Origin of the sequence: Muribaculum sp. An289, from assembly GCF_002159555.1 — a bacterium.
Classification (GTDB): Bacteria; Bacteroidota; Bacteroidia; order Bacteroidales; family UBA932; genus Merdivivens; species Merdivivens faecigallinarum.
In genome coordinates, this window is sequence record NZ_NFIV01000007.1 from 18,796 (window position 1) to 40,909 (window position 22,114).

General features: G+C 48.9%; 19 protein-coding genes. 6 read left to right on the forward strand and 13 right to left on the reverse strand.

The annotated features are described in order from the left end of the window. Window positions 1–31: 31 nt before the first annotated feature. Window positions 32–940, forward strand: a complete 909-nt coding sequence (locus B5F83_RS06960) for an exopolyphosphatase (protein ID WP_087278464.1) — start codon at window positions 32–34, stop codon at window positions 938–940. Here the strand turns inward: B5F83_RS06960 and B5F83_RS06965 are convergent. From B5F83_RS06965 to B5F83_RS06985, 5 genes are all read right to left on the reverse strand, one after another. Further along, window positions 900–2,258, reverse strand: coding sequence for a BACON domain-containing protein (locus tag B5F83_RS06965; RefSeq protein ID WP_143822489.1), 1,359 nt, complete (start codon window positions 2,256–2,258; stop codon window positions 900–902). The two genes, B5F83_RS06960 and B5F83_RS06965, sit on opposite strands and share 41 nt — an antisense overlap. Window positions 2,259–2,262: 4 nt before the next feature. Beyond that, window positions 2,263–2,493: a phosphopantetheine-binding protein gene (locus B5F83_RS06970; RefSeq protein WP_087278470.1), complete on the reverse strand. Its 231-nt coding sequence runs from the start codon at window positions 2,491–2,493 to the stop codon at window positions 2,263–2,265. A gap of 97 nt (window positions 2,494–2,590) precedes the next feature. Continuing rightward, the gene (locus B5F83_RS06975) at window positions 2,591–3,184 is read right to left on the reverse strand and encodes a GNAT family N-acetyltransferase (RefSeq protein WP_239383839.1); all 594 of its coding nucleotides are present in this window, start codon (window positions 3,182–3,184) and stop codon (window positions 2,591–2,593) included. Window positions 3,185–3,244: 60 nt separating this feature from the next. Further along, window positions 3,245–4,099 carry a BACON domain-containing carbohydrate-binding protein gene (locus tag B5F83_RS06980; RefSeq protein ID WP_087278473.1) on the reverse strand — a complete coding sequence of 285 codons (855 nt, stop codon included), beginning with the start codon at window positions 4,097–4,099 and terminating at the stop codon, window positions 3,245–3,247. A 146-nt stretch (window positions 4,100–4,245) separates the two neighbouring features. Next, window positions 4,246–6,198, reverse strand: coding sequence for a BACON domain-containing carbohydrate-binding protein (locus B5F83_RS06985; protein ID WP_087278476.1), 1,953 nt, complete (start codon window positions 6,196–6,198; stop codon window positions 4,246–4,248). A gap of 346 nt (window positions 6,199–6,544) precedes the next feature. On the opposite strand from B5F83_RS06985, the gene carA reads away from it, so the two are divergent. Together carA and carB are read left to right on the forward strand one after the other, a co-directional pair. After that, the gene (gene carA, locus B5F83_RS06990; protein ID WP_087278479.1) at window positions 6,545–7,615 is read left to right on the forward strand and encodes a glutamine-hydrolyzing carbamoyl-phosphate synthase small subunit; all 1,071 of its coding nucleotides are present in this window, start codon (window positions 6,545–6,547) and stop codon (window positions 7,613–7,615) included. 12 nt (window positions 7,616–7,627) lie between these two features. Next, on the forward strand, window positions 7,628–10,915 hold the full coding sequence (carB, locus tag B5F83_RS06995; protein ID WP_162607158.1) for a carbamoyl-phosphate synthase (glutamine-hydrolyzing) large subunit: 3,288 nt from the start codon (window positions 7,628–7,630) through the stop codon (window positions 10,913–10,915). Window positions 10,916–11,073: 158 nt separating this feature from the next. On the opposite strand, the gene B5F83_RS07000 is transcribed toward carB, so the two are convergent. Both B5F83_RS07000 and B5F83_RS07005 read right to left on the reverse strand, forming a co-directional pair. Continuing rightward, window positions 11,074–11,376: a hypothetical protein gene (locus tag B5F83_RS07000; protein WP_087278481.1), complete on the reverse strand. Its 303-nt coding sequence runs from the start codon at window positions 11,374–11,376 to the stop codon at window positions 11,074–11,076. Window positions 11,377–11,414: 38 nt separating this feature from the next. Then, complete coding sequence (locus B5F83_RS07005; protein ID WP_087278484.1) at window positions 11,415–11,876, reverse strand: DUF4595 domain-containing protein; 462 nt, start codon at window positions 11,874–11,876, stop codon at window positions 11,415–11,417. Window positions 11,877–12,882: 1,006 nt separating this feature from the next. On the opposite strand from B5F83_RS07005, the gene B5F83_RS07010 reads away from it, so the two are divergent. The 3 genes from B5F83_RS07010 to B5F83_RS07020 all read left to right on the forward strand — a co-directional run bounded on the left by B5F83_RS07010 (window position 12,883) and on the right by B5F83_RS07020 (window position 14,579). Further along, window positions 12,883–13,311, forward strand: coding sequence for a hypothetical protein (locus tag B5F83_RS07010; RefSeq protein ID WP_143822490.1), 429 nt, complete (start codon window positions 12,883–12,885; stop codon window positions 13,309–13,311). 112 nt (window positions 13,312–13,423) lie between these two features. Next, complete coding sequence (locus B5F83_RS07015; RefSeq protein ID WP_143822561.1) at window positions 13,424–13,987, forward strand: hypothetical protein; 564 nt, start codon at window positions 13,424–13,426, stop codon at window positions 13,985–13,987. Between the two features lie 106 nt (window positions 13,988–14,093). Then, window positions 14,094–14,579 carry a hypothetical protein gene (locus tag B5F83_RS07020; protein ID WP_087278495.1) on the forward strand — a complete coding sequence of 162 codons (486 nt, stop codon included), beginning with the start codon at window positions 14,094–14,096 and terminating at the stop codon, window positions 14,577–14,579. A gap of 10 nt (window positions 14,580–14,589) precedes the next feature. On the opposite strand, the gene ispG is transcribed toward B5F83_RS07020, so the two are convergent. Genes ispG through B5F83_RS07050 form a run of 6 tightly spaced genes read right to left on the reverse strand, consistent with a single transcriptional unit; the run spans window position 14,590 to window position 22,070 of the window. After that, window positions 14,590–15,915 carry a (E)-4-hydroxy-3-methylbut-2-enyl-diphosphate synthase gene (gene ispG / locus B5F83_RS07025; RefSeq protein WP_087278498.1) on the reverse strand — a complete coding sequence of 442 codons (1,326 nt, stop codon included), beginning with the start codon at window positions 15,913–15,915 and terminating at the stop codon, window positions 14,590–14,592. Beyond that, window positions 15,902–16,672: an outer membrane beta-barrel protein gene (locus B5F83_RS07030; RefSeq protein ID WP_087278501.1), complete on the reverse strand. Its 771-nt coding sequence runs from the start codon at window positions 16,670–16,672 to the stop codon at window positions 15,902–15,904. Before B5F83_RS07030 ends, ispG begins: the two co-directional genes overlap by 14 nt. Further along, window positions 16,669–18,471, reverse strand: a complete 1,803-nt coding sequence (locus B5F83_RS07035; protein ID WP_158094177.1) for an Ig-like domain-containing domain — start codon at window positions 18,469–18,471, stop codon at window positions 16,669–16,671. Before B5F83_RS07035 ends, B5F83_RS07030 begins: the two co-directional genes overlap by 4 nt. A gap of 43 nt (window positions 18,472–18,514) precedes the next feature. Then, entirely contained in the window at window positions 18,515–20,743 is a 2,229-nt protein-coding gene (locus B5F83_RS07040; protein ID WP_087278506.1) for a RelA/SpoT family protein, read from the reverse strand. A 3-nt stretch (window positions 20,744–20,746) separates the two neighbouring features. Then, window positions 20,747–21,670, reverse strand: a complete 924-nt coding sequence (locus B5F83_RS07045; RefSeq protein ID WP_087278509.1) for a YihY/virulence factor BrkB family protein — start codon at window positions 21,668–21,670, stop codon at window positions 20,747–20,749. A 28-nt stretch (window positions 21,671–21,698) separates the two neighbouring features. Then, entirely contained in the window at window positions 21,699–22,070 is a 372-nt protein-coding gene (locus tag B5F83_RS07050) for a thioesterase family protein (RefSeq protein WP_087278512.1), read from the reverse strand. Window positions 22,071–22,114: the final 44 nt, after the last annotated feature.

Sequence of the window (22,114 nt, forward strand, 5' to 3'; positions counted from 1 at the left end):
TACAGGCGTAATAAATTATTGGAAAACGACAATGGCATCTAAATCAAAAAATATAACATTTGCGGCGATAGACATAGGCTCCAATGCCGTAAGGCTTCTGATCAAGCAGCTTGAAAATCCTGAAAGCAAGGTCCTTACGAAGGTCCAGCTCGTCAGGGTTCCGCTCAGGCTCGGTTTCGATGTATTCTCAAAAGGCTATATCTCCGATGAAAAGAAGAAAGACATGGTGAGACTGATGAAGGCGTTCAGGCAACTCATGAAGATATATCATGTCGACGTTTACCGCGCCTGTGCCACTTCTGCCATGCGCGATGCCGCGAACGGCAGGGAAATCATAGAAAGCATATACAAGGCCACAGGGATAAGCATAGACATCATAGACGGAAAGGAGGAGGCCGCAATCATTTACGGCAACCATATCGAAAAGAACAACGGCCTGAACGGAAACCTTCTTTATGTGGATGTCGGAGGAGGAAGTACGGAAACCAACCTGATAAGCGAGGGACGACTGATTTTTTCAGCCTCATACAATATCGGTACGGTCAGAATGCTCAACGGCTCGGTCTGTGACAGCGAGTGGGAGAGACTCGGCAGCGACTTGAAAGGGCTCGTCCCGGCATATCCCGGAATAGACCTTATCGGCTCCGGCGGGAACATCAACAAACTGTACAAGCTTTCCGGGGAAAGAGGGCTTGAATCCACCGGGATGAGCGTGACTTCGCTCAGGAAAATCCATGAATCATTGGCATCCCTTACGGTCGAAGAGAGGATTGAACGCTATGACCTCAAGCCGGACAGGGCAGATGTAATAGTGCCGGCCGCCAGGATTTTCCTCACGATAGCGGAAACTGTGGCGGCCGGATACATCTATATACCTATGATAGGGCTGTCGGACGGCATCATCGACGGCTTGTATTCCGCATCCCTGAACCGTACATGAAAGACTCGTCGATGAATTCCGGGAAGCCCGTCCATTCGGCGGTAATCATGTTTGCAGGAGTATCATCATCCCCGCAGGCCACATTTATCGTGTAGGACCCGTCGCTGTTAATGCTTATAATGATTTCTCCGGTCCTTAGCGGAGCGAGCGGCCCGATGATATTGCCTGCCTGGTCCTCATTGTAATACCAGCTTGCTGAGTACATCCCTTCTATGTAACCCCTTACAAATTCGCCTTCATATCCGGCATATTCTTCCGAAGAAGCGACAAATCTGCCGGCAGGCAGCCCGTCTTCGAAAGTATTGGATGGAGAAGTGCAGATATCGAGCTGCAATACCTCACCCGAAGGCGAGGCCATGATAATGAACCAGTCGGATGTATTGGTAAAATAAAAATCCCCGTAATATATCGCACTGACACCCATTTCCGAGCAGTCCACATCCACATCGCCTTCCAGTGACGATTCAATCAGGCCGTTTGAAATCAGTCCCTCGCCGGAATACATTAGTTTGTGCCTTTCTCCGGCATCATCCACAAGTTCCGCATTATAGACGGCTGTCCCGTCCTCATAGCTTACTTTCAGGACACCTTCGGTAAAATACCTGTAAGGGATTTCGTAGCCGGAACCGTCCCCGTTCACCTTGAACCAGTACGAATAGTCCGAAGTAAAGGTCATTTCCTCGGTCTCTCCGGCAGGGCCGAGCCTGTATTCACCCTCCGGAAGCAGGATGTTCCCGAGGTCGGAAGGTTCGGATGAAAATATGTCCAGCTGGTAATAGGTGCCGCCGGCGCTAAGATTCTGCCCGCTGCCCGGCGCATCCGAGAAAATTATGGCATAATTAGTCTCCCCGTCATTTCCGTACATGTCCCCGAAATATTCTCCGGAAAAATAGGTAGCCTCGAAAATACGGTCATAAGGGACTTCGACACCGCGCTGCAATACAGAGACCGTATCGGCGACAGCTCCACTGTTCCCCGCATTATCGTAAAGATAGGAAAGGACCACATCGGCCCTGCGTTCCGTATCATACATATTTTCATCGATTTTAATCACCGTTTCACCGGCATTCGGGTCAATTGAGACACATCTTATCCATTCTGCCCCGGTCTTGCAATCGACAGTTCCGCCTTCAACGGGATTGTCAACTGAGAAGTCCAACGTTACCGTTTCTCCCTGGGAGGAAACCTCTAAGGTCCCGTTTCCCGAAATTGTTATCTCCGGATTGACTACCGGCTCGTTTCCGCTTCCGTCGCATGAAACCGCGACTGCAAAAGGCACTGCGGCCAAGGCAATGCGCAACAAAAATTTTCCAAACATTTTCTTACCTCTTTTTCCTTATCAGTTCCTCGATATCGTTAATTGTACGGATATCATTATATTCTTCGTCCGATATCTCGACATCGAATTCGTCTTCAATCGACATAAAAACCTCGCTGATGTCCATGCCGTCCAGGCCTATGGCCTCCAACTGGGTGCTCGGCTCCAATGATTCAGGGGAAATCCCGGCATGGTCCGCTATAATATTCCTGACGATAGTAAAAATCTTAGACATATCTCGTAGAATTAGGATAATCTATTAAAATTTACGTGTCAGTGCAAAAATAGAAAAAATATCGGATTACGCAATAGTCCGGAGCATTTTATGAAAATCACCGCAGGACTTTCTGGAATGCCGTCCTCGGAGTCCCGTCTTCGACATATATCGTTCCGCAGCGCTCGAAACCGAGCCTTTCGAGAAGCGAAAGCATGGTGGCATTGTCTGCATGCGTGTCAACCCTGAGATTTCCGCACCTCTCCATACACCAGCCGAGAACGGTTTCCCCCACATTCCTTAGACTTCCGTCCGAAGCGAGACGGTGGACTACCCAATAAGGCCCGTCATCGAGCCATTGTCCGCCTTCAATTACTGAATAATTCGGTTCGGGCGAGGGTCTGAAGCAAAAACATCCGGCCACCTCCCCGTCCGGGCCGCGGCATACCAGATGAAAATGTCCTGCCAGTATATCCTCCATTATCACCTTTTCCGAGGGATAACCGCCTGTCCACTGTGTCATATTGCCGTTCTTCCTCATATACACCCTTGCTGCATCGAAAATGCCGATGAGGCGGGGCATCAGCAGGCCCGCCTCGTCGGCAGTGCATTTCCTTATGTGTATCGTTTCGCTATTTTCCCGTGGCATAGTCGAAAATCCCCTCCTTGCCGTCCTCGTCAGGATTTTTCCAGAATATATGCTATGGAGCATGTGTAGCCTTCAGGCGGAACCCGACGGAATCTTTTCATGATATTTTCCTGCTGCATGTTTTTATCGGCTTATAAGTGTCTGATAAAATTCATCGTACAACTCGAAGTCCATGGATTTCCCTTCCTCGGTATAAGTTACGTATTCGATATCCATTTTTCCGTAATTGCCTTCGGCGTCCACCGCTATGGAGCAGAGAGTGCTCGTAGCTCCTGGGGTCACGAAGATGAGGGTCGCCGGATTGTCGCCTTTGTAGGCCATCTGGGCGGCGTTTTTCGTGCTGAGGTAAAGGTCGTCATAGCTCATTTCGGAAAAATCCCCTTGCCAAAGACAGTAGGCGCAGGATTCGGCCAGTTCGTTGTATTCGATTTCCACAGCGGCCACCATTGTCTGCACGCTGTCCCTGAGCAGGCTGCCGCTATAGTCCGGATTGTGTTCTACTAAGTCGAATACCGACCAGTAATGATTGACATGTCCCAACACGTAAGGTTCGTCATCGGGCATCGTTTCCGCCGGCATTCCAGCCTGTACTACCTTCACTGAAAACGACTGTTCTTCCCCCTCGGGATAATTGTAGGTGACGGTTACCGTGGCTTCCCGGCTCTCTTCCGCTTCATTTGCGGCGACTTCGAATGAAATTTCCCCGTCAACGGAATAGTCGTAGCCGAAAATCCATTCCGTACCGTCTGCCTCCACCGCATCCGATGTTGCCTCTACGCCGCCGTTCTCGTCAGGATTTTCCAGAACGTATGCTATGATGCACGTGTCGCCTTCGGCCGAAGCCTCGACTGTGCCTTCGGTAGCGGATGAAAATACCGGATCCTGCCCGTCGTCCGGCTTCTCGTCCGGCGTACAACTTGAAAACAATGCCGCTGCGCCCATTGCTGCCGCGGCCAAAAGATAATTGTAAGCTCTCATGTCAATAAATTAAAAACGCGGCAAGTTATTAAAAAATCGCGATAATTCCGTTTTTTGCGGATAAAAACCGGCAAAAAAAAAGAGGGCGGACCGCAATGGCCGCCCTCAATATGGTTTTTATTGCCTTTCCGGCATCAGAAACCTTGTTATTTCATGGAAACGACTTTGGAAATTTTCTTTTCCGCTTTTGCCTTTATAACCGTAGGCATTTCTTTCGCGATGAAAGTCTGCGGTTTCATGATAGCCGGTGCAGAAGATTTCACAGAGTATGCCATGAGTGCGTTGTAGTAGTCATCGAACAATGCATAGTCGGTAGACTTGCCGCTTTCAGAGAAGGTTATGACTTCCATGTACATGTCTCCAAAGTTGCCGTTTGCATCCATACCGATTACGCAAAGGGTAGTCGGATCGCCGTCGAATGCCACGTAGAAGAGAGGAGCTGCGTCACCAGCGGCTGCAATGTCTCCCTGCTCGAGGGTTGCCGAGTAAATCTCATCTTCAGGAGAAGCAGTCTGGTCTCCAATCCAAAGGATGTATGTGCACTGTGTAGCCGTTTCGTTATATTCGAAGTCTACTGCCGCAAGGACAGGGTTGGTCGGATCCTGAAGGAGTCCGCCATAATCAGGATTGTATTCCGCCAAATCGTTTATGTCCCAGTAGTTGTCCATGCTTGCCGTTACGTATGCATCGGTAGGCTGGCTTTCCAGGGTAGTGAAAGGTTCGGTGAACATTTCAGTGGTGAAAGTAGCTGAGTTAACATCCACTCCGAATGCTATTGCATAATATTTGGTCTGAGGTAGCATGCCCGATATCTGGTAATCCACCATATCTCCTTGCAATGCGTAATAAGCCAGGAAGAAACCGTAAGTTGAAAGGATTTCATTCATGATATCCTCATCGGTATATCCGGCTGTATAGAATGAATCATCGATTACAGTCGCGAAATAATATTCTTCCTGGTCGGAAGGATAGAGATCCAATAATACGGACGTAGTCTGCGGAGTAGGAACGATTTCGATAGTCAGGTCTGACAGCTGCGGTTCCAGGGTAGTGAACTCAGGTCCGAAATAGAAATCGGTGGTCAGAGTCGCATCCATATCCATACCTACGGAATATGTGAGGTGTTTTGTCTGGGAATCTAATCCGCTGTAAACATAGTCATCCGTATAAGTTCCCGGGTAAAGGAAGTCAGGCAACATTTCCTGTATGCTGCCGTAGCCATAATAGTCGGCAGTATTCTGGAGCAATTGCATCAGATAGTTCTCCATATTGGCGATATCGCCCACGTATGTGTCAAACTCGCTCTGGGTCATTATCTGTGAAGTCCAGTAGAGAGAAGCATCACTGCAAGTAGCTATGACCCTTGCGCTGGTTGCGCCGACCTCGTCAGCAGGCACTTCAATCGTGAACGGAGTTTCAGTTTCACCGCCTTGTGTGCCTTTCTGGTTTACAGTCACCGTGAATGAAGGATTGTTTTCTTCCTGGTAAGGGTAGGTAACCGTGATGGTTCCGTTACGCTCGGCAGTATCGGCGTTCGGGTCTACCTTGACAGCTATGTTCCCGTCATTGATTGTAGTGGTAATCCAGCTTTCGTGCTCGGCTTTCAGATTTACGCCTTCAACCGGGTTATCGAGAGTGTAGGTGATTTCGAAGTCACCGCCGGCAGCTTCTGCTGAAATCTCGCCTTCGCTTGTCAGAGTGAGTTCAGGGGCTCCCGGAACAGGAGGCTCGGTGCCTTTGGCAGCCTGAAGCACATTTACTGTAAACGACTGAGGTGAACCTCCGCTGTAAGAATAAGTGACGGTTATTACGGCAGGACGATTTTCCTCGGTTTCATTGGCCTGGACGTTAAATGAAACCTTGCCGTCCGTATCGTAGTTCCAGCTATCTATCCAATCTACATCGGCCGTAGCCGCTACTTCACCGTTTTCTGCCGGATTTTCAATAGAATAGGTAAGCGAATATTCGCCACCCTCAGCAGCCGCAAGGATATCTCCTTCGGTTGTAGAGCTAAACACAGGATTCGGAAGTTTTTCCGTACAGCTGAACATGCCGAATACCGCAAAAACAGCTGCAACAATAAAAGTAAAACGTTTCATGATAATAAAAATTAAGTTTAGTTATACTTGTGTGCGTTTCATGAATTATTATGGGGACGAAATTATATTTTTTATTTTAAAATTACAAATGTTTTAAGTGAAAAATTAAGAAAATGTAATAAAAAAGTTAAAAATTCATTATAAAAAGCAACTGCCGCTCCATGAATAGGAGACACACACCACGGTTCAGGTAATCCCAAATCTCACAGGGGAATCTTCACATGTCCGTGAGATTTGTTTCGTCCCGGCACCATATTTTTTGCGGACCATCCTGGCAAGAAGCAAATTTTTTTGAATAAAACCTGCGGATTGACTAATTTCGCGGCGATATTAAAATTTTGTTAAAATGGACAGAAAGGCGGCTACCCTTTATCTTGAAAACGGGACTGAATTTAAAGGTTATATGTTCGGATACGATGGCGTTGCCGATGGAGAAGTCGTATTTTCCACGGCGATGGTCGGTTACCCCGAAAGCCTTACAGACCCGTCCTACAGCGGCCAGATACTTTGTGTGACCTATCCGCTCATAGGCAATTACGGCGTTCCGGAAAAGACTGTGGAGAACGGGATTTCAAGGTATTTCGAATCGGAGCACATACATGTGCGCGGTCTGGTCATATCGGATTACTCGTTCAATTACAGCCATTGGAACGCGGCTGAAAGCCTTGACAACTGGCTGAAGGAAGAAAAAATCCCGGGGATTTACGGAATCGATACGAGGGAACTCACGAAAATGTTGCGCGACAACGGTTCCATGCTCGGGACAATCCTTCCGGAAGGGGAGAAACCGCATTTTCCTTTATATGACCCGAACAAGGAAAACCAGGTGGCCCTTGTTTCGTGCAGGAAAGTTATCCGTTACGGGAACGGAAACAAGAAAGTGGTCCTTGTAGATTGCGGTGTCAAGCACAACATCCTGCGTTGCCTCATCAGAAGGGACGTGGAGATAATAAGAGTGCCGTGGGACTATGATTTCAACACCTTGGAATACGACGGGCTGTTCATCTCCAACGGGCCGGGCAATCCGGAGTTCTGCGAAAAGACTGTGGAGCATATCCGCAAGGCAATGGAAAAGGGAAAGCCGATCTTCGGCATCTGCATGGGCAACCAGCTTCTGTCCAGGGCAGCCGGCGCCTCTACCTTCAAGCTGAAGTACGGGCACCGCAGCCACAACCAGCCTGTCAGGATGGCCGGAACGGAAAGGTGCTTCATAACATCGCAGAACCATGGTTTTGCCGTGGATGACAGTTCGCTCGGCAAGGATTGGGAACCGCTGTTCACAAATATGAACGACGGCACTAACGAAGGCATAAGGCACAGGACCAAACCTTTCTTCTCGGCACAGTTCCACCCCGAAGCATCGAGCGGCCCTACCGACACGGAATTTCTTTTCGATGAATTTATAAGTTTGCTTTAAAACCGGAATGCTATGGAAAGCGGAATAGACAAGAGTATCAGGAAAGTAATAGTGCTCGGCTCCGGAGCATTGAAAATCGGAGAAGCCGGGGAGTTCGATTATTCCGGTTCGCAGGCGCTCAAGGCACTGAGGGAAGAAGGCATCGAAACAGTGCTCATAAACCCGAATATCGCGACTGTCCAGACATCGGAAGGCATAGCCGACAAGATATATTTTCTCCCGGTAACGCCGTTCTTCGTGGAAAAGGTGATAGCCAAGGAGAGACCGCAGGGAATCCTGCTGGCGTTCGGAGGCCAGACGGCATTGAATTGCGGAGTGAAACTGTACAAGGCGGGGATATTTGAAAAATACTCTCTGAAAGTGCTCGGAACCCCGGTTCAGGCAATCATCGACACGGAAGACAGGGAACTTTTCGTGGAAAAACTGGACCAGATAGGCGTAAAGACGATAAAAAGCATAGCTACGGAAGACACGGCAAGTGCTGTTGCAGCCGCCGAAGAGCTCGGCTATCCTGTGATTCTCCGGGCAGCCTACGCCCTCGGGGGCCTCGGAAGCGGTTTTTGCGACAACAGGGAAGAGCTTCTCGCCTTAGCGGAAAAGGCCTTTTCGTTCTCGCCGCAGGTCCTTGTTGAAAAATCCCTTAAAGGCTGGAAGGAAATCGAATACGAAGTGGTGCGCGACCGCTACGACAACTGCATTACGGTCTGCAACATGGAGAATTTCGACCCTCTCGGAATTCATACGGGAGAGAGCATAGTCGTAGCGCCTTCGCAGACACTGACCAACGAGGAGTATCACATGCTCCGCGAGCTTGCAATCAGGATTGTGCGCCATATCGGAATCGTAGGCGAGTGCAACGTACAGTATGCCTTCGACCCCGCTTCGACAGACTACAGGGTCATAGAAGTCAATGCCCGCCTGAGCCGTTCATCCGCCCTTGCATCCAAGGCGACGGGCTATCCTCTTGCCTTCGTGGCCGCCAAGCTCGGTCTCGGATACGGACTTTTCGATTTGAAAAATTCGGTAACGAAAACGACTCCGGCGTTTTTCGAGCCGGCCCTCGATTATATCGTCTGCAAAATTCCGCGCTGGGATCTTTCGAAGTTCCACGGCGTTTCGAGGAAAATCGGCAGCAGCATGAAAAGCGTGGGAGAGGTAATGGCCATAGGGCGCAGTTTCGAAGAGGCGATACAGAAAGGCCTCCGTATGATAGGCCAGGGAGCCCACGGTTTCGTTGCCAACAAGGAATTTACCGTTCCGGATATCGAGGAAGCCCTCAAAGAACCGATGGACAACCGTATTTTCGTAATATCCAAGGCGATGAATGCCGGCTATACCGTGGACAGGATTCATGAACTCACGAAAATCGACAAGTGGTTCCTCGACAAGCTCGAAAATATCGTGAAGACAGGAAAACTCCTCCGGGAAGAAGGGCGGCGGTTAGATGAAGGCACAAAGGAAATAACGGGTTCTTCCGACATTTGCTCCCGGGAATTGCTTCTTGACGCGAAAAAACAGGGATTTTCCGATTTCCAGATAGGGCGTCTCCTTTTCGACGACCGTTTCGATATGGACGAGGCTTCGGCGATTGTCAGAAAATACCGCAAGTCGCTCGGCATCGTGCCATGCGTGAAACAGATAGATACGCTTGCCGCGGAATTCCCGGCACAGACCAATTATCTATACCTTACATATAATGGTTCCTTCAACGATGTGGATTACGGCAACGACCGCCGGTCGGTAATCGTATTGGGGTCGGGGGCATACCGCATAGGCAGTTCGGTCGAATTCGACTGGTGCAGCGTGAATGCGCTCCAGACCATCCGGAATCTCGGCTGGCGCGGCGTGATGATAAACTACAATCCCGAGACGGTATCCACGGATTACGATATGTGCGACAGGCTGTATTTCGACGAGCTCACTTTCGAGAGGGTGATGGACATATACGACCTCGAAAACCCTCACGGAGTGGTTGTTTCTGTAGGCGGTCAGATACCTAACAACCTGGCCCTCAAGCTTGACAGGAACGGTGTGCCGATTCTCGGAACTTCGGCGGAAGACATAGACCGGGCCGAAGACAGGAACAAATTTTCCTCGATAGTCGACGAGCTCGGCATAGACCAGCCTAAATGGAAGGAACTTACCACTTTCGAAGATGTGGACAGATTCGTTGAAGAAGTCGGTTTCCCGGTGCTTGTCAGGCCTTCCTACGTGCTTTCGGGGGCGGCAATGAATGTCTGCTATAACCGTTCCGACCTCGAAGATTTCCTGAAACTCGCGGCCCAGGTGTCGAAAAAACACCCTGTCGTGATTAGCGAGTTTATCCAGGGCGCAAAGGAAATCGAATTCGATGCCGTTGCGGACGGGGGAGAGGTGCTGGCCTACGCCATTTCCGAACATGTGGAGTTTGCGGGTGTCCACTCCGGCGATGCGACAATCCAGTTCCCGCCACAGAAGCTTTATGTGGAAACCGTGCGCAGAATCAAGAAGATAGCCAAGAAAATTGCCGGCGCCCTTCACATATCGGGGCCTTTCAATATCCAGTTCCTTGCCAAGAACAACCAAATCAAGGTCATAGAATGCAATCTCCGTGCGTCGAGAAGTTTTCCTTTCGTGTCGAAAGTCCTGAAGATAAACCTCATTGAGCTTGCGACAAAGGTGATGATGGGAGAGAGGCCTCGTGCTCCGCACAAAAGCGCCTTCGACCTGGATTATGTCGGTGTAAAGGCTTCGCAGTTCTCGTTCTCGAGGCTCCAGCAGGCGGACCCGGTGCTCGGTGTGGACATGGCTTCCACCGGAGAGGTAGGCTGCATAGGCGACACCTTCGATGAGGCTCTTATAAAGTCCATACTTTCCGTAGGTTACGATATTCCGAAGAAAAATATCCTTATTTCTTCCGGCGATGCCAGGCAAAAGGCCGAAATGCTCAATGCCACAGAGCTGTTGGTAAAGCACGGGTATAGGATTTATGCCACGGGAGGCACCCACAAGTACCTTTCGGAAAACGGGATAGAGTCCGTGAGGGTGCTTTGGCCGTCAGAGGCCGAACATCCGTCCGAAGAGGCAAAAGGCCTCGAAAGTGCTCTCGACATGCTCCAGCACAGGAAAATAGATTTGGTAATCAATATTACCAAGAACTTCTCGCGTGCCGAGATAAGCAACGGGTACCTTATCCGCCGTGCTGCTACCGACCTTAACATCCCGCTGATAACGAATGCCCGCTTGGCCACGGCCTTCATCCGGGCCTTCTGCGAGCTGCCGTTGGATAAGATAGAAATCAAATCGTGGGATGAGTATTGAGAAAAGAAGCGTGGCTCGGGAGTTTCTGCTCCCAGCCACGCTTCCGATTTCACGCTTCGGGCAATTGCCACGCTTCGGATTTGATAGTATATTAAAATTTTTTCAATATTAAAATTGCTTCAATGGCTGTCTGCCACCTTAGAAACTGTTTAGGCTTCCTATTCGGCATACTTTATTTCGTATGTGGCCTCCAGTAAAGTGTCTCTGCGGATTTCCGCTTTGACTACCCGTTCCGAGTCATCAAAACTGTAACTGTAAATATAGGTCGTCCCGTCTATGTCTTCAGATTCTGTCAAATCTGCATTACGTTCACCTACAATCCCCAATAGCATGAAATAGCTTTGATCGGCAGGATTGGAGGATGTAATGACAGATGAAAGGTCTATGTTCGCATCATTGGGTATTTGCCCGTAGGTCCGTGAAGATACCGACATGACTTCATCCATAAGATTGCTCTCCATCAATGTAATATTGCCGTCATTCCAAGTGATGAAAGTATCTACTGTACCGAAATCGCTGTCGGCACTGCTATCTTTGTCAGATGGTTTTCTCCATCATAACTGAAGTCTATGGAACCGATTGCCATATCTTCGCCGGAAATATCATCGACGGTCGTGATATCGCAAGAAACTGCTCTTCCGTTGTTATCCATGGTATAGACGGATTCTGTATAAAAGTCACTGTCGTCCATGGATGATACGGTTCTTTCCGTTACTTTGCCATTGTCATATTCGACACTGGTCGTAACAGTCTGAGAAGGTAGCCCCAGGATTATTTTTACTATACGTCCTTGCGTATCGTACTCGAATGAAAGTTCATTCTTATAATCCGAGGTCGCCGATGTGTATGTCACCGAAGATACGGTTTTTCCTGCTTCCGGATCTGTAGTTTTGCCTTTTTCACAGGAGAATAAAACCAGAAGGGTCAAAATGCCCAAAACGGGGAATAGCTGGGATTTCATAAATCGATGTTTTATTATTAATTAACGTAAGTCATTATAACTTTATAATGCTGGATTACTATGGATTAAAACAATAATAACTATGCTCGCCGAGGACAGAATTACGGAATAATTTTGTATGGCAGATGATTTCTGCAAGTTTTTTATTCAATGATGGAAAAATATACTCTCTTAATATACTCTCTTCAATCCGGTTTTCCATGTAAAACAGGTTCCAATCCGTTTGTAGTTCCCTGAAAAAGGTTGACTCAGTTAATAAGGTTGACTCAAATATTTATAAAAAGGTTTTCCATGTACTTATGGAACAGTCGGTGCATAGTAAAATTTGAATGTATTGATAATCAAATGATTAGTAAAACAGATGCACATTTCGGCCGTTTAAAACTTTCGAAATGTGCACTTGCGTTTTCAGTGTACTGATATTCAACTTGTTATAAAATTGCCTGCACCCGGACTTCCGTCCCGCTACGTCACTTATCAGCCGAAGATATGAACTGCTTTCCCGTTTTTGGTACACTTTCCCGCCATTTTCGTTCTTTGTTCCGGAAAGTGAACCAATTTACCGAGAATCCACGGCACTTTCCCCCGATAAGTTTGCGCCTACCACTATCTATATGCATTCATAGTCCATTCCTGGTCTGCTTTTCCCGGGAAAGTGAACCAGTTTGCCGGGAATTCGAGGCACTTTCCCCCACGGTATACGCATTGTGCCTTTTCTTCCTTCGTTTCCATAGGGAAAGTGCACCAATTTGCCGCGAATCGGTGGCACTTTCCCCTCGAAAATTTGATTCCCGGGACTGAGTGGAGTGATAACGAAACATGCCTCGAAACATGTCACTGTACCAGTGCAAATAAATTTGCATTGCTCCTGGCTTCTGTGTATATTTGCACCGTTTTTTTGCAGAACCACAAATTGTTTTTTGCAGAATCGGCAAAATCAGCATTATCTGCAAAATCACAAACTGAAAAGAACAAAAAAGAACAAAAAAGGAACATAACGGGCATTATGAAAAAATGGTGGATCATCATACTTTCTTTATCCCTTTCCGTGCTGTTGTCTTATGCGGCCGGAGGGGCGGGAAGCATGCATGAAACCGATGATGCTCAAGAAACCGATAATGTTCCTCAAATCAGTACGGACACCCGTTGTGAAGGCATATTGTATGATGCCTTTGCCGGCAGGCATGTCGGGGCGAGGGAGTTTCTGAACGATGCCATGCAGAACGGGGGAAACGTTCTCTGTACTGCAAGACAGAACAATGTACAATCTGCCAAACAAAATACATTCAAAACCCAGGACTTCCTGTCAAGGCCTTCCTTCCACAGCAGGACGGAGGTCAACAGGTACAGGATAGCGATGAATATCGGCAGCGGTATAGTTTCGGGCCATCTGTCCGACTATGTGACCGCTACCTTGATGCGTATCAACATTTAACAGGCTGCAACAGTGACAGAAACGGGGGTGAATCATTCCTCCGTGAAGGAAAGGCGGTGTGCATACGGCATCCGCAGACATGAAACGTTTATTTTAATTGCAGCTGAAAATGATGGCAAAAACATTTAATATCGACAAATCATTAGATAAATATTCAAAAGATTTTTCAGTAAGGCATACTAAAAACAGGATTGCGCTGGCAGTGGCCGCCGTCTGCATTCTGCCTTACGTACTGTCCCTGCTCGTCCCTTCGTTGGACGGTGCCGGTTTCACAGGCTTCGCCAATTCGGCGCTCGCTTTCGGAATCGTCGTGCTGATCGTGGTCGTCGCGTATTATTTTATCGGCGACAGCAGGAAACCTTATTTCAGGCCGTCCCACGAATGGATGGAAAGGTGCGAGATTTTCATAGACGAAAGGAATCTTGCGGAAGTGTCCTCAATGCTTTCACAAGGCAACTTCGGCGCAATCGCCGCAATCCCGCGCAAGCATTCGCAACAGTACCTGATAATCATGTACAAGGCCCCGAAAAGCAATGTGGTGTGCGCACAGATCGCCCAGTCCATCGACGGGCATTACATGCCGCAGGGCGACATCTACATGTTCAGGAACGGGGAACACGACATTCCTCAGGGCAAGAAATTGCTCGACTTCTTTTACAAGGACAGCAACAACTGATGCAATAACGTGGCACTGCCCCTGTATTATACAGGAAAATTATGCAATCAGAAAAATTTTAAAAATTTTTAATTATTAACCCAACAATTCTAAATCGATTACAATCATGGATATGATAGAAAGCAGCCTTGCGTCAAGGCTGGAAGGCAAGATAGTTTTAAAACGCAAAAGCATAGTATTTTCATCATTAATGTTGGTGGCAGGCGTGGCCGTCATAGTCGCATCGGCCGTGATTCCTGCACTGGAAAACGGATTCCTCCATTCGTGCCTTATCTTCATCGGAGGAGTCGCCGCAATCATAGGGCTTCTGCTCCTGCTTTCATCGGCTTTTACGAAGCAGTATTATTATGTGCCTGAAAATTCGAGGCTTCACAAGAGAATCGAATACTTCGACCTCACCGAGGAGTTTTCATTGAAGAAAGCTTTGGAGGACAAAGATATGGCCGCTATCGAAAATTGCAAGAAATCTACGGCGCCTACCCTTCAGGTAGTCATATACAGGACGGGAAAAGGCACCGTTGTGGCCGCACAGTTGCAGAAATACGTGCCTTATACCTACCATCCGGAGACGGACATAATCGTTTTCGTTTAAAACGTGAACGTCATTTAATAATATCGCTATCAATCAATTCAAGTAACCTGTCTATGGCTTCTTCCTGCGGGATATGCCTGAGGACAGGTTCCTTGCTTTTATAGATGGTGACCTTGCCGCCGCCTTCGCCCACATAACCCCAGTCGGCATCGGCCATTTCGCCGGGCCCGTTCACTATGCAGCCCATTACGGCTATGCGCATTCCTTTAAGATGGGATGTACGGGCTTTCACTTCGTTGAAAGTCTTTTCCAGATCGTACATGGTCCTGCCGCATCCGGGGCAGGCGATGTATTCGGGTTTATAGAACTTTCTCCTTGCGGCCTGGAGGATTTCATCCCTGAGATACCCGGCTTTCTCCGGGGACAGGCCGGGATAATCGTCGGCAGGCGAGAAGTCGTCAATCTGCCTGTAAAGCAATTTCCGTCCGTAGGTGCATGACAGGTCAAGGATAGTGTTTTCCCATGCGGCATCTCCGGCTGGTACGGCCTTGTCCCATTGCGGGCATACGGATTTGCTGTAACGTCTTGCGAGGTAGGCCGCTACCGAAAGTTCGTTCTTAGGCGGTTCGGTCAGGGAAACCCTTATGGTATCGCCTATGCCTTCTTCGAGAAGGGCCGATATCCCGACGGCAGATTTTATGCGGCCGCTGTCCCCGTTTCCGGCTTCGGTAACTCCGAGATGCAGGGGGAAAACATAGCCTCTTTCGCGCATTGCTTCATATAGCAGGCGGTATGCTTCGGCCATAACAAATGTGTTACTTGCCTTCAGGGAGACTACCGTGTTGAAAAAAGACTTGTCCATGCACATTTCCAGCCATTCCATCACGGCTTCCTTCATGGCCTGGGGCGTATTGCCGTACATCCGGGTAATCCTTTCACCGAGCGAGCCGTGATTGAGACCTATGCGTATCGCCGTACCCTTTTCACGGCAGACATCGATGAGTTCCGAAAACTTCATGCAGGCCGTCCTGTGGTCTTTAGCGAAATTTCCGGGATTGATTCTAACCTTGTCGGCTATTCCGGCGACTGCCAGGGCTATGTCGGCCGAAAAATGTACGTCGGCTACCAAAGGAACGGTTATCCCGTCGGAGTACAGTTCTTCCTTTATGGCTGCCAGGGCCTCTACCTCCTTCATTCCCGGAACGGTAAGCCTTATGAGCTGTGCCCCGCAAGCCGCCAGCTCGCGGCATTGTGCCACAGAGGCCCGGATATCGGCCGTATGCGTATTGCACATCGTCTGTATGGCGATGGGATTCCCTTTTCCTATAGTGACCTTCGAGGGATTGTCCTCGCTTCCCACGGTCACGGACAAATATTTTATCTTATCTTCTGTCATCGATGAAAATTTTTCTTCCCAACTGGAAATGGAGGCCGACCGTCAGCAGAATCTGTGTCGGATATGTGTAGTTGAAGTAGTACTGGCTGTCCCTCGCCGGGTCGAAAAGAGGGGAAAACGAATGCTTGTATGAACATTCGATATGTATTTCCACCGGCGAAAGCACTATGGCGATACCTCCGCCTGCCTTTATCCCGTAATCGAACCTGTTGTCGCTTTCTTCCCAGTCCGTGGCGGCGAAGTCCTCTGTCTCAAGATAAGGCCGCTCGACTTTCAGCCTGTAGCCGAAATACGCCCCCGCGTTGACGAACAGGCGGACATAGCCTTTGAATATTTCATAATGCAGGAAAGTGTTGAAAGGAAGTTCCGCCACTTCATAAAAGGTGGTCATGTAAGGTTTGAGGTCGGTGTCTTCGTACGAAAATCCTTCGCGTGAATACCTGAGCCCCGTCTGAAGGCCGAACAGCGAGTACATTCCCCACAAGTCCTGCAAGTAAGTATATGTTATTCCTACCCCGAAAGGGGAGAATTCCCTTATTGCCGCCACTGTCGGCACGGTGTACAGGCTTCCCCAGCCTACACTGTAATTGACACCTATCAGGTGGCATCTCTCTACGGGTTTGGGAGGTTTGATGACATCGGTTGAGTCGTTGAAGGTCAGCCCCGGGGTCATACCTACCGTAAATTCCTGTGCCTTCGCCCCAACGGTCCAGAGGGCGGCGAAAAGGCAGATGGCTATGATGTGTTTTTTGATCATTTGAACATTTCCTTTATATTGACTTCCTGCTCAATTTCCATGGCAGGCGGTATGGTAATCAGCGAATTGCCGTCACTGAGCTCAAGGAATTTCACCTTCTCGGGCTGTTTCTTTTCAAGCAATATCCCTGTGTCCACTATTCCGTTGTTGTTAAGGTCTTCGGTAATCCTGACCGAATACATGCCTTCCTTGATGTACGGGAAAACCAAAGTCGTATCGGTCCTGATTTCATACCTTCTGATGGCCTTGTCGCGCTTTTCGTTCATAAGTTCGACGATATAGCGGCATTCCCCGCTCATCTCTTTCAAGGACAGATAGAGAGTACTCAGGTCTTCCGAAGTCGGAAGGGAAACCTTGGTCTTGGAACTGTCGTTAGGCATCCTGTTTATATCGAAAAACACCCCGTACGGAATCTTCAGCTGGCATTCGTAACCTTTTTGCAGAGGTTGTTCCGGGTAGATGCGGTACCGTCTCAAATCCATGGTATCGTGTACTACGGTATAGGCTGCCGGGCTTTCTTCCTGCCGCGGATTTATGAGTATCATTTGCAGCGAATCGAATTTTGCTTCAACCAACGGGAAAGTGAAATCTATGATGAAACCGTCCTGGTCGAAAGTTTCCCCGTTTGCGCTCACCTTGTATACCGTAGCAGTATCTTCGGCCTTCATCTCGTCCCTTCGCTTGTATCTTTTCGCATCCTGGATCATTGCGCGGCTCTTGTGCATGCCTATCCTTTCCGTAGTAGGGACACGGATTTTCAGGGAATCGTCCGTTTTCATGTAGTTTACGTTGAGCCACAGGGAGTCCGGCTGCACTTTCGAGCCGTCGTTAATCCAGATAAGCAGGCTGTCCTCCATGTCGTTGAACTGGGTTATTACCTTTTCCTGCGGGATTCCTTCGAACCACAGGGAGTCTATCTGGGTATAAGGGGCGGAAAATGTGATGTAGAATGTCTTTTCGCCCGTCCTTTCCTTATTGACAAGATATTGCCGTGCAGTGGCTTCCTTGAACATTGCAAGTTCATAGTCCGACTGCCTCGTCAGGCAGGCGAGCGTATCCTTCATGTCGAGTTTGAAAAGTTCGAGTATATTGTCGGCAACGACTTTTGTCGGCCTTACGAGTGAGTCTATGAAAGCCACTTCTTCCGATTCCGGATTGAAGACATTGTCGTTGTTCAGGTCGTTGAAGGCATACATCCTGTACAATGTGTCCTTGATGTTCCTTATGGTGAAGAAGCCCCAATCGTCGGCCTTGGCCGCCGCAACGGGACGTTCCTTGAAAACTACCGAATCGTCATCCGAGATGTAGAGGCCTACCGTGGCACCTTTGAAAGGGGCGAGTGTGTTGCAGTCCGAAACCGTTCCTGTCAGATACATCGAATCCACTGTATTGCCTGTGGAGAAGGCTATGACGAATCCCGGATAGATATTGCCCTCGTTGTTGTCCGCCACGGACTGCCCCATGTCCAGTACGTAGGTGCGGTTGGAATCGAGTTTTCCGTCGAAGGACACTATGATGCTTTTCCCGCGGATTTTGTGTACTGGTTTTTTCTCCATCGGAGGTGAAAGGAAAATATCGGAGGCGGTCTTGACCACGACGTACTCGTCGAAGGTCATTTTCACGTAACCCTTGTCCCTCGATACGTTTGTCGCGAGGTTCTGCGGTTCGACATACAGCAATACCGGCGGAATCGTGTCCTTTGCGCCGCCGGACGGGGGCGTGGTGGTATTGGCGCACGATTTCATGAATATCACCGAAAACAGCAGGGTGCAGAGCACCGCTACCGGATAATGCCTCATCAAATTTTTAAAAATCCTTAACATCTTTCCTCTAAGTAAATAGTCAAATTTCTACTATGTCTTCCCTTCGCACCTTCTCTATTCCGTCTATTTTCGTCAGTTTCTTGATTATCGTATCCAGATCCTTCTTGCTTGTCACCAACAGGTCTATGTCTCCCGTGAAAACGCCACCGTTGCTGTTGAAATCCAGATGCCTTATGTTTACGCCCATGACGAATGATATGTACTTCGTCACATCGCTGAGTATCCCCAACCTGTCCATTCCGTATACCGAGATGCGTGCAGGGTAGGAGTGGTTGCGGTTTTCCGTATTCCATACAGGGTCTTTCACTATCGTATATCCCTGTTTGGATTCCAGTTCCGTTGCCTTCTTGCAGCTTTTCTTGTGTATGTGTATTACATTGTCCGTATCCTTGAAGCCTATTATCGGGTCCCCGGGAATCGGATTGCAGCACGGGGATATAACGAAATTCATGCCTTTCGAAGCCTCGTCCACGAATATGTTGTCGTTCTTGAAGGGATTCCTGAACCAGCTGAACCATGACTGGTTGGATGACATGCGTTTCAGCACATATTCGATGTCGCTGAGGCTCAGCATGCCGGAACCTACATTGAAATACAGGTCTTCGGCGGTGTTCAGTTTGTAGCCGCGGTACAGGAGCTTGATGTTCTTTTCGGAAAATTTCAGGCCGCATTCATGCAGTTTCTGCTCGACGGTTTTCATCCCGGCATCGATATATTCCTGTTTTTCACCCTTCAGATAGGATTTTACGATATTGATGGCCTTGGCCGTCTTGAGGAATTCGAGCCATTCGGCCTTCGGGGCGGCATTGTCGGCGGTGATTATCTCCACCTGGTCGCCGCTGCGGAGCTCCTGCGAAAGAGGGTAGAGCTTCTGGTTGATTTTTGCGGCTATCGCGGTATTTCCTATCTGCGTATGTATCTGGTATGCGTAATCGAGGGCCGTAGCCCCCTTTATTAGCGTCCTCTGTTCGCCTTTCGGAGTGAAAACCGTAATGTTCGGACTGGTCATTTCCTTGTGGAATTCGTCCAGGAGCTCTATGGACGAAGCATCGGGATTATTGATTATCTCCCTGACCCTCTGGAGCATCGTGTCCATTTCGTTTTCCATGTCCGGAAGGATTACGCCGTCCTTCTTGTACAGCCAGTGGGCCGCGATGCCTTTTTCGGCGATGTCGTTCATCCTTTCGCTGCGGATTTGCACTTCGACCCAGAATCCTTTTGCCTCGTCCCGGCACATTATCGTACAGTGCAGGGCCTCGTAGCCGTTGCTCTTTGGGTTGCCTACCCAGTCGCGGTATCTGTCCTGCTTGAAACTGCGCGGAGGGAAAATCTTTTTCAGGATGGTGTAGATTTCGAAGCACTCGGATATTTCCTTTTCCGGCTTGTCCGGCCTGTAGATTATCCTTACGGCGAAAAGGTCGTATATCTGGTCGAATGACACGCCCTTCGTCTTTATCTTGTACCATATCGAATATGGGGATTTCAGCCTTTTCAATATCGTATAACTGATGCCGGCCTCTTTCAAAGCCTCCTCGATAGGGGCGACGAATTTGTCGAGCTTGTGGAAATTGCCCTGCTGGATGTCGGCGAGCTTCTCGGTAATGTCCCTGTATGCCTCGGGCTCCTTGTACCTCAGCCAGGTATCCTCCATTTCGGACTTGATGCCGTACAGTCCGAGCCGGTGGGCGAGAGGGATGAAGATATACATGGTTTCGCCGAGAATCTTGTCCCGCTTGTACTCCGGCATCGCGCCTATGGTCCTGATATTGTGCAGCCTGTCGGCGAGTTTGATGAGCACGACCCGGATATCGTCATTGAGGGTGTACAGTATGCGCTTGAAGTTTTCAGCCTGTAGGGATGTCTTCGTGGCCGTGTCTTCATTGTTCAGGGCTACCTTTATCTTTGTGAGGCCGTCCACCAGCGAAGCAATCTTCTCGTTGAACTGGGCCTTGATGTCATCGATTGTATAATCCGTGTCTTCCACTACGTCGTGGAGCAGTGCGGCGACTATTGACTTGTAGCCGAGCCCTATCTCGCTGACGACTATTTTGGCTACGGCCAAAGGATGCATGATATAAGGCTCTCCCGACCTCCGCCTCACACCCTTGTGGGCTTCGTTTGCGAACTCGAAGGCCTTCTTGATCATTTCGAGCTCATTCGGTCCCTGCACCCGTTTTTTCGCCGCTTCGAGCAAATCTTCATAAGCGGCCTGCACCATGCCGATGTCTTCCTTGGTAAATTCAGTCATATCTCAGTCGTCAAGATTATATTTGTCTACATTCTGGAACGCATACGAAATTTCCGCACCGAACAGAATTATGAACCAGCAGAAATTCATCCAAAACATGAAAAGCGGTATGGCCGCGACAGCCCCGTAAACCGCGCTCAGCCTTGCCACGAACAGCTGCGTTTCAATGTAAATATACTGCAAAATTACAAAAAACAGGGCGGAAACCAATGCCGCCTTGAAGGCCGGTCCGAAATATACCTTCTTGTTGGGTATGAATTTGTACATCGCCGTAAGCACGAGCACCGTAAGTACATATACGGCAATCCAGGCTATTCCGGATTTGAGGCTGTCTGTCACTTCGGCCCCGAAACCTATGGACTCGAAGGCGTCGGCATACATGAAAAATGCGGAAAACATCACTATCACGACAAAAGGGGAGATGGCGAGTATGGTCCCGTAAACGGCGAGCCTCCTGAGAAAATTCCTCGATTTCCTTACCTTCCATACATGATTGAAAGCGGCTTCCACATTAAGCATCATCCAGAATATGAGCCATACGAAAATCAGTGCGCTTATCAGTCCCAGGGCGCTTGACTGGGCGGTGTTTATGATATTGTCCGCATACTGTATGACCTGGTCTATGACCTCCTGGCTCGTGTCGAAATACTCGTATATCATCCGCTGGAGGTATTCGCGCAGGCCGAATCCGTCGGTTATGGCGAAAGTGACTGCAAGGAACGGGACTACGGCCATCGTACCGAAAAAACTCAGGCAGACGGCCTGGCTCCCAATCCTTTCGGAAGAAAATGTCTGTATCGTTATGAAAAGCACGCGGATATAGCGCACGGCCCTGGCTTTCGCACGGCTTATCGTACCCATGTCCAGATGCCAGATGTCGTGGGTGAAAAATTTCCTTATCCTCTCTACGGTGCCTTTCAGTCCCATGTTTTCCTCCGTATGGTATGCTTTTCCGTCAGAGTTTGCCCATGAAACGTTCAGGGTCTACTATGAACCTTTCGTGATATCCCTTTCCTATGACTCCCTTGTCATCGCAGGCCGTGACGTTGAAAGAGAGCTTCCTGCCTTCGATAGCCGTCAGTTCGGCCTCCGCCCATACCTTCGTCCCGACCTTGCAGGCCCTGAGGTGCTCTATGTTCACGAGGGTGCCGACCGTGTCCTGTCCGCTCACATTCTTCACCAAATGCCACGAGGCCCCTTCCATAAGGGCGAGCATGGCCGGGGTGGAAAATACCGGCAGCGCCCCGGAATCGTAGCGTATTGCCGTGGTTTCGTCCGTAACGGTCATTTCAGACCTGTTTTTCATTCCGATTTTCAATTCTTCCATTTTATCAAAAAAATATCAGGTTATAAAAATAAAATATCCGATTA

Coding starts and splice junctions, on each gene's coding strand:
- B5F83_RS06980 (WP_087278473.1), bottom strand. CDS start 4,099: ATGAGAGCTTACAATTATCTTTTGGCCGCGGCAGCAATGGGCGCAGCG.
- B5F83_RS07005 (WP_087278484.1), bottom strand. CDS start 11,876: ATGAAATCCCAGCTATTCCCCGTTTTGGGCATTTTGACCCTTCTGGTT.
- carB (WP_162607158.1), top strand. CDS start 7,628: ATGGAAAGCGGAATAGACAAGAGTATCAGGAAAGTAATAGTGCTCGGC.
- B5F83_RS07035 (WP_158094177.1), bottom strand. CDS start 18,471: ATGAGGCATTATCCGGTAGCGGTGCTCTGCACCCTGCTGTTTTCGGTG.
- B5F83_RS07000 (WP_087278481.1), bottom strand. CDS start 11,376: ATGGAGAGCAATCTTATGGATGAAGTCATGTCGGTATCTTCACGGACC.
- B5F83_RS07010 (WP_143822490.1), top strand. CDS start 12,883: ATGAAAAAATGGTGGATCATCATACTTTCTTTATCCCTTTCCGTGCTG.
- B5F83_RS07015 (WP_143822561.1), top strand. CDS start 13,424: ATGGCAAAAACATTTAATATCGACAAATCATTAGATAAATATTCAAAA.
- B5F83_RS06985 (WP_087278476.1), bottom strand. CDS start 6,198: ATGAAACGTTTTACTTTTATTGTTGCAGCTGTTTTTGCGGTATTCGGC.
- B5F83_RS07050 (WP_087278512.1), bottom strand. CDS start 22,070: ATGGAAGAATTGAAAATCGGAATGAAAAACAGGTCTGAAATGACCGTT.
- B5F83_RS07020 (WP_087278495.1), top strand. CDS start 14,094: ATGGATATGATAGAAAGCAGCCTTGCGTCAAGGCTGGAAGGCAAGATA.
- B5F83_RS07040 (WP_087278506.1), bottom strand. CDS start 20,743: ATGACTGAATTTACCAAGGAAGACATCGGCATGGTGCAGGCCGCTTAT.
- B5F83_RS07030 (WP_087278501.1), bottom strand. CDS start 16,672: ATGATCAAAAAACACATCATAGCCATCTGCCTTTTCGCCGCCCTCTGG.
- B5F83_RS07045 (WP_087278509.1), bottom strand. CDS start 21,670: ATGGGACTGAAAGGCACCGTAGAGAGGATAAGGAAATTTTTCACCCAC.
- B5F83_RS06960 (WP_087278464.1), top strand. CDS start 32: ATGGCATCTAAATCAAAAAATATAACATTTGCGGCGATAGACATAGGC.
- B5F83_RS06965 (WP_143822489.1), bottom strand. CDS start 2,258: ATGTTTGGAAAATTTTTGTTGCGCATTGCCTTGGCCGCAGTGCCTTTT.
- carA (WP_087278479.1), top strand. CDS start 6,545: ATGGACAGAAAGGCGGCTACCCTTTATCTTGAAAACGGGACTGAATTT.
- B5F83_RS06975 (WP_239383839.1), bottom strand. CDS start 3,184: ATGCTCCATAGCATATATTCTGGAAAAATCCTGACGAGGACGGCAAGG.
- ispG (WP_087278498.1), bottom strand. CDS start 15,915: ATGACAGAAGATAAGATAAAATATTTGTCCGTGACCGTGGGAAGCGAG.
- B5F83_RS06970 (WP_087278470.1), bottom strand. CDS start 2,493: ATGTCTAAGATTTTTACTATCGTCAGGAATATTATAGCGGACCATGCC.